At 54.7% G+C, this 13,907-nt stretch carries 11 protein-coding genes; all 11 read left to right on the plus strand.

What is annotated here, in order from left to right; all coding sequences use genetic code 11:
- The first annotated feature begins 131 nt into the window (after positions 1–131).
- Positions 132–890, plus strand: a complete 759-nt coding sequence (gene ispU / locus FNY10_RS18655; RefSeq protein ID WP_100682656.1) for a (2E,6E)-farnesyl-diphosphate-specific ditrans,polycis-undecaprenyl-diphosphate synthase — start codon at positions 132–134, stop codon at positions 888–890.
- Positions 891–902: 12 nt separating this feature from the next.
- On the plus strand, positions 903–1,760 hold the full coding sequence (cdsA, locus tag FNY10_RS18660; RefSeq protein WP_100682496.1) for a phosphatidate cytidylyltransferase: 858 nt from the start codon (positions 903–905) through the stop codon (positions 1,758–1,760).
- An 11-nt stretch (positions 1,761–1,771) separates the two neighbouring features.
- Positions 1,772–3,124 (plus strand): sigma E protease regulator RseP, encoded by a 1,353-nt coding sequence (gene rseP / locus FNY10_RS18665; RefSeq protein ID WP_100682495.1) that lies wholly within the window; start codon positions 1,772–1,774, stop codon positions 3,122–3,124.
- Positions 3,125–3,155: 31 nt separating this feature from the next.
- Positions 3,156–5,585 (plus strand): outer membrane protein assembly factor BamA, encoded by a 2,430-nt coding sequence (gene bamA / locus FNY10_RS18670; protein WP_131049275.1) that lies wholly within the window; start codon positions 3,156–3,158, stop codon positions 5,583–5,585.
- Positions 5,586–5,707: 122 nt separating this feature from the next.
- Positions 5,708–6,193, plus strand: a complete 486-nt coding sequence (skp, locus tag FNY10_RS18675; RefSeq protein ID WP_100682493.1) for a molecular chaperone Skp — start codon at positions 5,708–5,710, stop codon at positions 6,191–6,193.
- Positions 6,194–6,196: 3 nt separating this feature from the next.
- Complete coding sequence (gene lpxD / locus FNY10_RS18680; protein WP_131049276.1) at positions 6,197–7,222, plus strand: UDP-3-O-(3-hydroxymyristoyl)glucosamine N-acyltransferase; 1,026 nt, start codon at positions 6,197–6,199, stop codon at positions 7,220–7,222.
- Between the two features lie 172 nt (positions 7,223–7,394).
- Entirely contained in the window at positions 7,395–7,850 is a 456-nt protein-coding gene (gene fabZ, locus FNY10_RS18685; protein WP_004858132.1) for a 3-hydroxyacyl-ACP dehydratase FabZ, read from the plus strand.
- A 3-nt stretch (positions 7,851–7,853) separates the two neighbouring features.
- Positions 7,854–8,642, plus strand: a complete 789-nt coding sequence (lpxA, locus tag FNY10_RS18690) for an acyl-ACP--UDP-N-acetylglucosamine O-acyltransferase (protein WP_100682491.1) — start codon at positions 7,854–7,856, stop codon at positions 8,640–8,642.
- Positions 8,642–9,790 carry a lipid-A-disaccharide synthase gene (gene lpxB, locus FNY10_RS18695; protein ID WP_160702273.1) on the plus strand — a complete coding sequence of 383 codons (1,149 nt, stop codon included), beginning with the start codon at positions 8,642–8,644 and terminating at the stop codon, positions 9,788–9,790. Before lpxA ends, lpxB begins: the two co-directional genes overlap by 1 nt.
- A complete protein-coding gene (rnhB, locus tag FNY10_RS18700) occupies positions 9,787–10,383 on the plus strand; it encodes a ribonuclease HII (protein ID WP_160702271.1) in 597 nt (198 codons plus the stop codon). The genes lpxB and rnhB overlap by 4 nt, the downstream gene beginning before the upstream one ends.
- Positions 10,384–10,420: 37 nt before the next feature.
- Positions 10,421–13,903: a DNA polymerase III subunit alpha gene (gene dnaE / locus FNY10_RS18705; protein WP_131049280.1), complete on the plus strand. Its 3,483-nt coding sequence runs from the start codon at positions 10,421–10,423 to the stop codon at positions 13,901–13,903.
- Positions 13,904–13,907 lie beyond the last annotated feature (4 nt).

Below are 13,907 nucleotides of genomic sequence, written 5' to 3' on the forward strand. Positions count from 1 at the left end.
TGCGTAAAGCTTTGGGTTGTTCTCTGCGATGAGCTGTAGCTTCGGCACTGGATAAAAATGCGTATACAGCGCTGACCGGTTGCTCGCGTTTAGTGGCTTGGCTAATCCTTATTATGGACTTAAAACGCGTTATGTTGTCTGCTAATCACACTGTCAGCGAAATATCGCCTGCACATGGCTGTCGTCATGTCGCCATTATCATGGACGGCAACGGTCGTTGGGCGAAACAGCAAGGAAAAATTCGCGCATTCGGCCATAAAGCCGGGGCGAAGTCGGTTCGTCGCGCGGTCTCCTTCGCGGCGAACAATGGTATTGAAGCGTTGACGCTGTATGCATTCAGCAGCGAGAACTGGAACCGCCCCGAGCAGGAAGTCAGTGCCCTGATGGAGCTGTTCGTTTGGGCGCTGGATAGCGAAGTGAAAAGCCTGCATCGGCATAACGTCCGCCTGCGGATCATCGGCGAGACAACGCGTTTTAATGCTCGCCTGCAGGAGCGTATCCGCAAAGCGGAAGCGCTGACGGAGAACAACACGGGCTTAACGCTGAATATTGCGGCGAACTACGGTGGGCGCTGGGATATTATTCAGGGTGTCCGCAATCTGGCAAGACAGGTTCAGAACGGGTTACTTCAGCCCGAACAGATCACGGAAGACATGCTGAGTCAGCAGGTCTGTATGCATGAACTGGCACCTGTAGATTTAGTTATTAGGACCGGGGGAGAGCATCGCATCAGTAATTTTTTGATTTGGCAAATTGCGTATGCCGAACTTTACTTTACCGATGTTCTTTGGCCCGATTTTGCTGAACAGGACTTTGAAGGTGCACTCCATGCCTTTGTTAATCGAGAGCGTCGTTTCGGCGGCACTGAGCCGGGTGGCAATCATGCCTGATGGGGGTCACTTTTGCTGAAGTATCGCCTGATATCGGCTTTCGTTTTAATCCCCGTGGTGATTGCGGCGCTTTTTCTGTTGCCGCCTGCGGGTTTTGCCATCGTTACGCTCGTGGTGTGTATGCTCGCTGCGTGGGAGTGGGGGCAATTTAGCGGTTTCACTTCAACTTCACAACGCATCTGGCTGGCGCTGCTGTGTGGCCTGCTACTGGCGTTGATGCTTTTCCTGATGCCGGAATATCACTATGACGTTCATCAACCGTTGGTTGAAGGATCGCTCTGGGCGTCGTTTGGCTGGTGGATTGTGGCGCTGCTGCTGGTGCTTTCTTACCCGGCGTCCGCTGCTTTCTGGCGCAACTCGAAAGCGCTGCGTCTGATCTTTGGTATTCTGACTATCGTCCCGTTCTTCTGGGGCATGCTGGTGCTGCGCGCCTGGCATTATGCGGATAACCATTACAGCGGCGCGCTGTGGCTGCTGTACGTGATGATTCTGGTCTGGGGCGCGGACTCTGGCGCCTATGTGTTTGGCAAGATGTTCGGCAAGCATAAGCTGGCTCCGAAAGTGTCTCCGGGTAAAACCTGGCAGGGTTTCTTCGGTGGCCTGGTGACGGCGGCGATCATCTCCTGGGCCTACGGTCAGTGGGCGAATCTGGATGTTACGCCAACGGTATTGCTGGTTTGTTCCGTTGTTGCGGCGCTGGCCTCAGTGCTCGGCGATCTGACAGAGAGTATGTTTAAGCGAGAGGCCGGCATTAAGGATAGCGGTCATCTGATTCCCGGACACGGTGGAATACTCGATCGTATCGACAGCCTGACGGCGGCGGTACCGGTGTTTGCTTGTCTGCTATTGTTGGTCTTCAGGACGATTTGACGGAAGGTTTTATGCTAAGCGTTCTCTGGAATTTGGCTGCCTTTATCATTGCGCTGGGCGTATTGATCACCGTGCATGAGTTTGGCCATTTCTGGGTGGCTCGTCGCTGCGGCGTTCGCGTTGAACGCTTTTCCATCGGCTTTGGTAAAGCGCTATGGCGGCGTTTTGACAAACAGGGAACGGAATTCGTCATCGCTCTTATTCCACTCGGCGGCTATGTCAAAATGCTCGACGAACGCGTCGAGCCGGTGGTGCCTGAGATGCGCCACTACGCTTTCAATAACAAAACCGTTGGCCAGCGTGCGGCCATCATTGCCGCTGGTCCTGTCGCGAACTTCATTTTTGCCATCTTTGCCTACTGGCTGGTCTTTATTATCGGCGTCCCTGGCGTACGTCCGGTTGTTGGTGAAATAGTACCCGACTCGATTGCCGCGCATGCACAAATTGCAAAAGGTACGGAACTTAAAGCGATAGATGGCATCGAAACGCCTGATTGGGATGCAGTGCGTATGGCGCTGGTCTCGAAGATAGGTGACGAGCAAACAATAGTTACGCTCGCCCCTTTCGGGAGCAGTCAGCGCCAGGATAAAATCCTCGATCTGCGGCACTGGGCGTTTGAGCCGGATAAACAAGATCCGGTGACATCGCTGGGCATTCAGCCTCGCAGCGCGCAGATTGATACGGTGCTGGCTGAAGTACAATCTGGTTCGGCGGCGCAGAAGGCCGGTTTGCAAGCGGGCGACAGGATCGTTAAAGTCGATGGTCAACCGTTAACGCAGTGGATGACGTTTGTCAATCTGGTGCGTGATAATCCGGGTAAGGCGCTGGTTCTGGAGATCGAGCGACAGGGGAGTCCCTCGTCTGTTACGCTGACGCCAGATAGCCGATCCGCAAAAGGTCAAGCCGAAGGGTTTGCAGGGGTTGTACCTAAGGTCATCCCGCTGCCTGATGAATATAAGACAGTGCGTCAGTACGGGCCGTTTGCCGCCATTGCTGAAGCCACGGATAAAACCTGGCAACTGATGTCATTAACCGTCAGGATGCTGGGTAAATTGATAACCGGTGATGTCAAACTGAACAACCTCAGCGGGCCGATTTCTATCGCCCAGGGGGCTGGAATGTCAGCGGAGTTTGGGTTGATTTACTATCTGATGTTCCTTGCGCTGATTAGCGTGAACCTCGGGATAATCAATCTGTTCCCGCTTCCCGTCCTGGACGGGGGGCACCTGCTATTTTTGGCGATTGAAAAGCTGAAGGGCGGGCCGGTATCCGAGCGAGTTCAAGACTTTAGTTATCGCATTGGCTCAATACTGCTGGTGTTGTTAATGGGGCTTGCACTTTTCAATGATTTCTCTCGGTTGTAAGAGAGTTTGTTAGGAAGAACGCATAATAACGATGGCGATGAAAAAGTTGCTCATAGCGTCGCTGCTGTTTAGCAGCGCAACCGTATACGGTGCTGAAGGGTTCGTGGTGAAGGACATTCATTTCGAAGGCTTGCAGCGTGTCGCTGTTGGTGCGGCCCTCCTCAGTATGCCAGTGCGTCCTGGCGATACGGTGACCGATGATGATATCAGTAACACCATTCGTGCTTTGTTTGCCACTGGCAACTTTGAGGACGTCCGCGTCCTGCGCGATGGTGATACCCTGTTGGTGCAGGTGAAAGAGCGCCCAACGATTGCCAGCATCACTTTCTCCGGTAATAAGTCGGTGAAGGATGACATGCTCAAGCAAAACCTTGAGGCATCCGGCGTTCGCGTTGGGGAGTCCCTTGACCGCACGACCCTCGCTGATATCGAGAAAGGGCTGGAAGATTTCTACTACAGCGTCGGTAAGTACAGCGCCAGTGTAAAAGCTGTCGTCACGCCGCTGCCGCGTAACCGCGTCGACCTGAAACTGGTATTCCAGGAAGGCGTCTCGGCGAAAATCCAGCAGATTAACATTGTCGGTAACCATGCGTTCAGCACCGATGAACTGATCTCAACATTCCAGCTGCGCGATGAAGTGCCGTGGTGGAACGTTGTCGGCGATCGCAAATACCAGAAGCAGAAGCTGGCCGGGGATCTCGAAACCCTGCGCAGCTACTATCTGGATCGCGGCTACGCGCGTTTCAACATCGACTCCACGCAGGTGAGCCTGACGCCGGATAAAAAAGGCATCTACATCACCGTGAATATCACTGAAGGCGAGCAGTACAAGCTTTCCGGTGTTCAGGTGACGGGCGATCTGGCGGGGCATTCGGCAGAAATCGAAGCGTTGACCAAAGTCGAGCCGGGCGAGCTGTATAACGGCGCCAAAGTGACCAAAATGGAGAATGATATTAAGAAACTCCTTGGTCGCTATGGCTACGCCTATCCGCGCGTCCAGTCTCAGCCGGAAATTAACGATAGCGATAAGACTGTGAAGCTGCACGTTAACGTCGATGCCGGCAACCGCTACTACGTGCGTAAAATTCGCTTCGAGGGCAACGACACCTCCAAAGACTCCGTCCTGCGTCGCGAAATGCGTCAGATGGAAGGGGCATGGCTGGGCAGCGACCTGGTCGACCAGGGTAAAGATCGTCTCAACCGCTTAGGCTATTTTGAAACGGTAGATACCGATACGCAGCGCGTACCGGGCAGCCCGGATCAGGTCGACGTGGTCTATAAAGTCAAAGAACGTAACACCGGTAGCTTCAACTTTGGTGTCGGCTACGGTACGGAAAGCGGCGTCAGCTTCCAGGCCGGCGTTCAGCAGGACAACTGGTTGGGTACCGGCTATTCCGTCGGAATTAACGGCACCAAAAACGATTACCAGACCTATACTGAACTGTCGGTCACTAACCCGTATTTCACCGTTGACGGCGTGAGCCTCGGTGGTCGTATTTTCTATAACGACTTCGACGCGAACAACGCGGATCTGTCTGACTATACCAATAAAAGCTATGGTACGGACGTTACGCTGGGCTTCCCGATCAACGAATACAATACGCTGCGCGCGGGCTTAGGTTATGTCCATAACGCCCTGTCCAATATGCAGCCGCAGGTGGCGATGTGGCGTTATCTGAACTCGATGGGGCAATATCCGAGCGACACGAATGACAGAAACTCGTTTAGCGCCAACGACTTCACCTTCAACTACGGTTGGACCTATAACAAGCTCGACCGTGGCTTCTTCCCGACGGAAGGTTCGCGTGTCAACCTGAATGGTAAAGTGACCATTCCAGGTTCTGATAACGAATACTACAAAGCGACGCTGGATACGGCGACCTATGTACCGATCGATAACGATCATCAGTGGGTGGTTCTGGGACGTACCCGCTTTGGCTACGGTGATGGCATTGGTGGCAAAGAGATGCCGTTCTACGAGAACTTCTACGCCGGTGGCTCAAGCACCGTGCGCGGGTTCCAGTCGAACACCATTGGTCCGAAAGCGGTTTATTTCCCGGCCAGCAACCGCCACGATGGCGATAATAGCTATGACAATAACTGTAAGAGCACTGAATCCGCGCCGTGTAAATCGAATGATGCGGTGGGCGGTAACGCCATGGCCGTTGCCAGCCTGGAGCTGATTACGCCGACGCCGTTTATCAGCGATAAATATGCTAACTCGGTCCGTACCTCCTTCTTCTGGGATGTGGGTACCGCGTGGGATACGCACTGGGATTCGAGCGCTTACGCGGGTTATCCGGATTACGGTGATCCGAGCAACATCCGTATGTCCGCCGGTATTGCGGTACAGTGGATGTCTCCGTTGGGGCCGTTGGTATTCTCCTACGCCCAACCGTTTAAAAAGTACGAAGGAGACAAGGCCGAGCAGTTCCAGTTTAACATTGGTAAAACCTGGTAATTGCGGGCGGCAATGGAATGTAAGTGCAGTATAGCGCTGACTTTAGGCGATAATTACGGTTATCGCCTGGCCACGCAAATAACGGTACCCCTGGGTACTCATGGGATGGTAAGGAGTTAATTGTGAAAAAGTGGTTATTAGCTGCAGGTCTGGGTTTAGCAATGGTAACTTCCGCTCAGGCGGCAGATAAAATTGCAATGGTTAACATGAACAGCCTGTTCCAGCAGGTTGCCCAGAAAACAGGCGTTTCTAACACGCTGGAGAACGAGTTCAAAGGCCGCGCGAGCGAGCTGCAGCGTATGGAAGGCGATCTGCAGTCCAAGATGCAGCGTCTGCAGTCCATGAAACCGGGTGCTGACCGTACCAAGCTGGAAAAAGACGTTATGGCTCAGCGCCAGACCTTCTCTCAGAAAGCACAGTCTTTTGAGCAGGATCGCGCACGTCGCTCCAACGAAGAGCGCGGCAAACTGGTTACCCGTATCCAGACTGCTGTGAAAAGCGTAGCGAGCAGCCAGAGCATCGACCTGGTTGTTGATTCTAATGCCGTTGCATACAACAGCAGCGATGTAAAAGACATCACCGCTGATGTGCTGAAACAGGTTAACTAAGTAATGCCTTCTATTCGACTGGCTGATCTGGCACAGCAGTTGGATGCAGAATTACACGGTGATGGCGATATCGTCATCACCGGCGTTGCGTCCATGCAGACTGCAAGAGCAGGTCATATTACGTTCATGGTCAATCCTAAGTACCGTGAACACCTGGCCGCCTGCCAGGCTTCTGCCGTTGTCATGACGCAGGATGATTTACCTTTTGCCCACAGCGCCGCACTGGTCGTGCGTAATCCCTACCTGACCTATGCGCGTATGGCTCAAATTCTGGATACCACGCCGCAGCCGGCGCAGAATATCGCCCCGAGCGCGGTGATTGATGCCACGGCGAAGCTGGGTAAAAATGTCTCGATTGGCCCTAACGCGGTGATCGAATCTGATGTTGTGCTTGCTGACAATGTGGTGATTGGCGCCGGGTGCTTCGTTGGGAAAAAGACGAAAATTGGCGCTGGCTCCCGTTTGTGGGCCAACGTGACCGTTTACCACGAAATTGAGATCGGTGAGAATTGCCTGATTCAGTCCAGCACCGTGATCGGTGCCGATGGTTTCGGTTATGCCAACGATCGCGGTAACTGGGTGAAGATCCCGCAGCTGGGTCGCGTTATTATTGGCGATCGCGTGGAGATCGGCGCCTGTACCACCATTGACCGTGGTGCGCTGGATGATACCGTGATCGGCAATGGCGTTATCATTGATAACCAGTGTCAGATTGCGCATAACGTGGTGATTGGTGACAATACTGCCGTTGCGGGTGGCGTTATCATGGCAGGCAGCCTGAAAATTGGCCGTTACTGCATGATTGGCGGAGCCAGCGTGATTAACGGACATATGGAAATTTGCGACAAAGTCACCGTCACCGGGATGGGGATGGTCATGCGTCCTATCACCGAGCCTGGCGTCTATTCTTCAGGTATTCCGCTGCAACCGAATAAGGTGTGGCGTAAAACCGCAGCGCTGGTGATGAATATTGATGAGATCAACAAACGCCTCAAATCGATTGAGCGTAAGGTTAATCAGCAAGATTAGCGCATTCGTTGACACACAAAATCATGCAAAGCAGCATCTACGCGGGTAACTGCCGCTGACAAAGACGCTGCCTGAAAGATGAAGTGTAAAAATTTTCGGCCTGTTGCATTCATAAGATTGCCGCAGGCCGTGTTATTATTGCCTTTTAGTATATTTAGACAGGAAGAGTATTTTGACTACTGAAACTCATACTCTGCACATTGAAGAGATTCTGGAACTTCTCCCTCACCGCTACCCGTTCCTGCTGGTAGACCGCGTGCTGGATTTTGAAGAAGGTCGTTTTCTGCGCGCAGTAAAAAATGTTTCTGTTAACGAGCCGTTTTTCCAGGGGCACTTCCCTGGTAAACCGATTTTACCGGGCGTGCTGATTCTGGAAGCGATGGCGCAAGCCACCGGTATTCTGGCATTCAAAAGCGTAGGTAAGCTCGAGCCGGGTGAACTTTATTACTTCGCCGGGATTGATGAAGCGCGTTTCAAACGTCCGGTAGTACCAGGCGATCAGATGATTATGGAAGTCACTTTCGAGAAAACCCGTCGCGGCCTGACTCGTTTTAAAGGCGTCGCGCTGGTCGATGGTAAAGTGGTTTGCGAAGCAACGATGATGTGTGCGCGTAGCCGGGAGGCCTGATACGTGATTGATAAAACCGCCTTTATTCATCCGACTGCCATCGTGGAAGACGGTGCCGTTATCGGTGCAAACGCCCACATTGGCCCGTTTTGTATTGTTGGTGCTAACGTCGAAATTGGCGAAGGTACCGTACTGAAGTCTCATGTTGTTGTTAACGGCCATACCAAAATTGGTCGTGATAATGAGATCTATCAGTTCGCTTCCATCGGTGAAGTTAACCAGGACCTGAAATACGCTGGTGAACCGACACGTGTGGAAATTGGCGATCGCAACCGCATCCGCGAGAGCGTCACCATTCATCGTGGCACAGTACAGGGCGGTGGATTGACGAAGGTGGGCAGCGATAACCTGCTGATGATCAACGCGCACGTTGCACACGATTGTACGGTCGGAGATCGCTGTATTCTGGCCAACAATGCCACGCTCGCCGGACATGTCTCGCTGGATGATTTCGTCATCATCGGCGGCATGACGGCAGTCCATCAGTTCTGCATCATCGGCGCGCACGTCATGGTCGGCGGCTGCTCAGGCGTCGCGCAGGATGTCCCGCCGTTCGTGATTGCTCAGGGCAACCACGCGACGCCGTATGGCGTCAATATTGAAGGGCTGAAGCGTCGTGGCTTTAGCCGCGAAGCTATCACCGCGATTCGCAATGCGTACAAACTGCTGTACCGCAGCGGGAAAACGCTGGATGAAGCGAAACCGGAAATCGCCGAGCTGGCGGCTCAGTATCCTGAAGTTCAGCCATTTGTCGATTTCTTCGCCCGCTCCACACGCGGTCTGATTCGTTAATGTCCGCACAGCGTCCCCTGACAATTGCCCTGGTCGCCGGAGAAACCTCCGGCGATATTCTTGGTGCAGGTCTGATCCGCGCCCTTAAAGCACGTATTCCCGATGCTCGCTTTGTCGGCGTGGCGGGCCCATTGATGCAGGCTGAAGGCTGTGAGGCCTGGTATGAGATGGAAGAGCTGGCGGTGATGGGCATTGTCGAAGTGCTCGGTCGCCTGCGTCGCCTGCTGCATATCCGGGCCGATCTTACCCGCCGCTTCAGCGAATTACGTCCTGATGTTTTCGTCGGTATTGACGCTCCGGACTTTAACATTACGCTTGAAGGCAACCTGAAAAAGCAGGGTATTAAAACCATTCATTACGTCAGCCCCTCCGTATGGGCCTGGCGGCAAAAACGCGTTTTCAAAATCGGCAGATCGACGAATCTGGTACTGGCATTTCTGCCTTTCGAAAAAGCGTTTTACGACAAATTTAACGTTCCCTGCCGCTTTATCGGCCATACCATGGCGGATGCCATGCCGTTGGATCCGGATAAAGGCGCCGCGCGGGATCGCCTGGGCATTGCCCGGGATGCGCACTGTCTGGCGCTGCTGCCGGGCAGCCGCGGCGCTGAAGTCGAAATGCTCAGCGCAGATTTTCTGAAAACCGCGCAAATTCTGCGCCAGGATTACCCTGACCTGCAGGTCCTGGTACCGCTGGTGAATGCCAGAAGGCGGGAGCAGTTCGAACGTATTAAAGCGGAAACGGCGCCAGAGCTGACGGTACATCTGCTTGATGGCCAGGCGCGCGATGCCATGATCGCCAGCGATGCGGCCCTGCTGGCTTCCGGAACCGCGGCGCTGGAGTGCATGCTGGCCAAGTGTCCGATGGTGGTTGGCTATCGTATGAAGCCGTTTACTTTCTGGCTAGCGAAACGACTGGTGAAAACCGACTACGTGTCGTTACCGAACCTGCTGGCCGGCCGCGAACTGGTCAAAGAGCTGTTGCAGGAAGAATGCCAGCCCGGGTTGCTTGCGGATGCGCTGCGGCCGCTGCTGGCCGATGGTAAAACCAGCCATGAAATGCATGACACTTTCCGCGCTCTGCATCAACAAATTCGCTGCAATGCGGATGAGCAGGCGGCGGACGCAGTACTGGAGTTAGCAAAATGATGGAGTTTGTGTATCCGCATACTCACCTGGTCGCCGGCGTCGATGAAGTCGGTCGGGGTCCGCTGGTCGGCGCGGTCGTGACCGCCGCGGTGATCCTTGACCCGGTACGGCCAATTGTGGGTCTGAATGACTCCAAAAAATTAAGCGAAAAGCGTCGTCTGGCGCTGTTCGATGAAATCAAAGAGAAGGCGTTAGCCTGGAGTTTCGGCCGCGCGGAAGCGCATGAAATAGACGAGCTGAATATTCTGCATGCGACCATGCTGGCGATGCAGCGCGCCGTTGCCGCCCTGCCGGTTGTGCCGGAGTTTGTGCTGATTGATGGCAACCGCTGCCCGCCGCTGCCCGTGCCTTCACTGGCGGTGGTCAAAGGCGATAGCCGGGTGGCAGAAATCAGCGCAGCGTCTATTCTGGCTAAAGTCGCGCGCGATGCGGAAATGGCTGAGCTGGATCTTGAATTTCCTCAATACGGCTTTGCGCAGCATAAAGGCTATCCTACCGCTTTCCATCTGGAAAAACTGATCGAACATGGCGCAACCGAGCATCATCGGCGTAGTTTTGGCCCGGTAAAACGCGCGCTGGGCCTTGCGTCCTGATTCTTGTGTCGAGAAATAAGTAAACCGGAATCTGAAGATGTCTGAACCACGTTTCGTCCACCTGCGGGTGCATAGCGACTATTCCATGATCGATGGGCTGGCAAAAACCGGGCCGCTGGTGAAAAAGGCGGCCTCGCTTGGCATGCCTGCGCTGGCGATCACCGATTTTACTAACCTGTGCGGGCTGGTGAAGTTCTACGGAACGGGACATGGCGCCGGGCTGAAACCTATCGTCGGCGCGGATTTTCACGTCCAGAGCGAACTGATGGGCGATGAGTTCACTGAACTCACGGTGCTGGCGGCCAACAATGTGGGTTATCAAAACCTGACGCTGCTGATTTCGCGCGCCTATCAACGCGGCTACGGCGCGCTGGGTCCGTGGATTGACCGGGACTGGCTGGCCGAACACCATGAAGGGCTGATCCTGCTTTCCGGCGCACGTAAGGGCGATGTTGGCGTCAGTCTGACGCGCGGCAATATGGCACTGGTCGATCAATGCCTCGCGTTCTACCAGCAACATTTCCCGGATTGCTACTATCTGGAGCTGATCCGCACCGGCCGTGCCGATGAAGAGACCTATTTACATGCCGCCGTGCAGCTGGCGGAGGAGCGCGGGCTGCCGGTAGTGGCGACCAACGACGTGCGCTTCCTTGAGACCGGCGACTTTGACGCGCATGAAATCCGCGTGGCGATCCATGACGGTTTTACCCTCGACGATCCGAAGCGCCCGCGTAACTATTCGCCGCAGCAGTATATGCGCAGCGAAGAAGAAATGTGCGAGCTGTTCTCTGATATTCCTGAGGCGCTGGAAAATAGCGTCGAAATCGCCAAACGCTGCAACGTCACCGTGCGCCTTGGCGAATACTTCCTGCCGCAGTTCCCGACCGGGGATATGACGACGGAAGATTTCCTGGTGGTTAAATCGAAAGAAGGGCTGGAAGAGCGTCTGGCTTTCCTGTTCCCTGATCCGCAAGAGCGCGCTAAACGCCGTCCTGAGTACGATGAACGTCTGGATATCGAGCTGCAGGTGATTAACCAGATGGGCTTCCCCGGCTACTTCCTGATCGTTATGGAGTTTATCCAGTGGTCCAAGGATAACGGCGTACCGGTCGGCCCAGGCCGCGGCTCCGGCGCCGGATCGCTGGTTGCGTATGCGCTGAAAATTACCGACCTCGATCCGCTGGAATTCGATCTGCTGTTCGAACGTTTCCTGAACCCTGAACGTGTATCGATGCCCGACTTTGACGTCGACTTCTGCATGGAGAAGCGCGATCAGGTTATCGAGCACGTCGCCGATATGTACGGTCGCGATGCGGTATCGCAGATCATCACCTTCGGTACGATGGCGGCGAAAGCGGTTATTCGCGACGTGGGTCGCGTGCTTGGTCATCCGTACGGGTTCGTTGACCGGATCTCAAAACTGGTGCCGCCCGACCCGGGGATGACGCTGGCGAAAGCGTTTGAGGCCGAGCCGCAGCTGCCGGAGATCTACGAAGCTGACGAAGAGGTTAAAGCGCTAATTGATATGGCGCGGAAACTGGAAGGCGTCACGCGTAACGCCGGTAAACATGCGGGGGGAGTGGTTATCGCTCCGACCAAAATTACCGATTTCGCCCCGCTATATTGCGATGAAGCCGGTTTGCATCCGGTCACCCAGTTTGACAAGAACGACGTCGAATACGCCGGGCTGGTGAAGTTTGACTTCCTTGGCCTGCGTACGCTGACCATCATCAACTGGGCGCTGGAGATGATCAACAAGCGGCGGGCGAAGCACGGCGAGCCGCCGCTGGATATCGCGGCGATTCCGCTGGACGATAAGAAAAGTTTCGATATGCTGCAACGCTCGGAAACCACGGCGGTGTTCCAGCTTGAATCGCGCGGCATGAAAGACCTGATTAAGCGTCTTCAGCCCGACTGCTTCGAAGATATGATAGCCCTGGTGGCCCTGTTCCGCCCGGGGCCGCTACAGTCGGGGATGGTAGATAACTTTATCGACCGTAAACACGGCCGCGAGGAGATCTCTTACCCGGACGTGCAGTGGCAGCATGAGTGTCTAAAACCGGTGCTTGAGCCGACGTATGGCATTATCCTGTATCAGGAACAGGTCATGCAGATTGCCCAGGAGCTTTCCGGCTATACCCTCGGCGGCGCGGATATGCTGCGTCGCGCGATGGGTAAGAAGAAGCCGGAAGAGATGGCCAAGCAGCGCGGTACCTTCGAAGAAGGGGCGAAAAAGCGCGGCGTGGACGGCGAACTGGCGATGAAAATCTTCGACCTGGTGGAGAAGTTTGCCGGTTATGGATTTAACAAATCGCACTCGGCGGCCTATGCGCTGGTCTCCTACCAGACGCTGTGGCTGAAAGCGCACTATCCGGCCGAATTTATGGCGGCGGTAATGACCGCGGATATGGATAACACCGAGAAAGTGGTCGGGCTGGTGGATGAGTGCTGGCGAATGGGGCTGAAAATCCTGCCGCCGGATATTAACTCCGGTCTGTACCATTTCCACGTCAACGACGACGGTGAAATCGTCTACGGTATCGGCGCGATTAAAGGGGTCGGCGAAGGCCCAATTGAAGCTATTATTGAAGCACGTAACAACGGCGGTTATTTCCGCGAGTTGTTCGATCTTTGCGCCCGCACCGATACCAAAAAACTGAACCGTCGGGTGCTGGAAAAACTGATTATGTCCGGGGCATTTGACCGCCTCGGGCCGCATCGCGCGGCATTAATGAATTCGCTGGGCGATGCGCTGAAGGCCGCCGATCAGCATGCGAAAGCCGAGGCGATTGGCCAGGCGGATATGTTCGGGGTGCTGGCGGAAGAGCCGGAACAAATCGAGCAATCCTATGCCAACTGCCAGCCGTGGCCGGAGCAGGTGGTGCTGGATGGTGAACGGGAGACCCTGGGGCTGTACCTGACGGGTCATCCTATCAACCAGTATTTGAAAGAGATTGAGCGCTATGTTGGCGGCGTGAGACTCAAAGACATGCATCCGACCGATCGTGGTAAAGTCACCACGGCGGCGGGGCTCGTTATTGCTGCGCGGGTAATGGTCACCAAGCGCGGCAATCGTATCGGTATCTGTACGTTGGATGACCGTTCCGGGCGTCTGGAGGTGATGTTATTTACCGACGCGCTGGATAAATATCAGCAATTGCTGGAAAAAGACCGCATACTTATCGTCAGCGGACAGGTCAGCTTTGATGACTTCAGCGGGGGGCTTAAAATGACCGCCCGCGAAGTCATGGACATTGACGAAGCCCGGGAAAAATATGCTCGCGGGCTTGCTATCTCGCTGACGGACAGGCAAATTGATGACCAGCTTTTAAACCGACTCCGTCAGTCTCTGGAACCCCACCGTTCGGGAACCATTCCAGTACACCTCTATTATCAGAGGGCGGATGCGCGCGCGCGGTTGCGTTTTGGCGCAACATGGCGCGTCTCTCCGAGCGATCGTTTACTCAACGATCTGCGTGGCCTTATCGGCCCGGAGCAGGTGGAACTGGAGTTTGACTAATACA

Origin of the sequence: Klebsiella sp. Lac1, from assembly GCF_009825425.1 — a bacterium.
Taxonomy (GTDB): Bacteria; Pseudomonadota; Gammaproteobacteria; order Enterobacterales; family Enterobacteriaceae; genus Klebsiella; species Klebsiella electrica.

Coding starts and splice junctions, on each gene's coding strand:
- ispU (WP_100682656.1), top strand. CDS start 132: ATGTTGTCTGCTAATCACACTGTCAGCGAAATATCGCCTGCACATGGC.
- lpxD (WP_131049276.1), top strand. CDS start 6,197: ATGCCTTCTATTCGACTGGCTGATCTGGCACAGCAGTTGGATGCAGAA.
- rnhB (WP_160702271.1), top strand. CDS start 9,787: ATGATGGAGTTTGTGTATCCGCATACTCACCTGGTCGCCGGCGTCGAT.
- rseP (WP_100682495.1), top strand. CDS start 1,772: ATGCTAAGCGTTCTCTGGAATTTGGCTGCCTTTATCATTGCGCTGGGC.
- bamA (WP_131049275.1), top strand. CDS start 3,156: ATGGCGATGAAAAAGTTGCTCATAGCGTCGCTGCTGTTTAGCAGCGCA.
- dnaE (WP_131049280.1), top strand. CDS start 10,421: ATGTCTGAACCACGTTTCGTCCACCTGCGGGTGCATAGCGACTATTCC.
- lpxB (WP_160702273.1), top strand. CDS start 8,642: ATGTCCGCACAGCGTCCCCTGACAATTGCCCTGGTCGCCGGAGAAACC.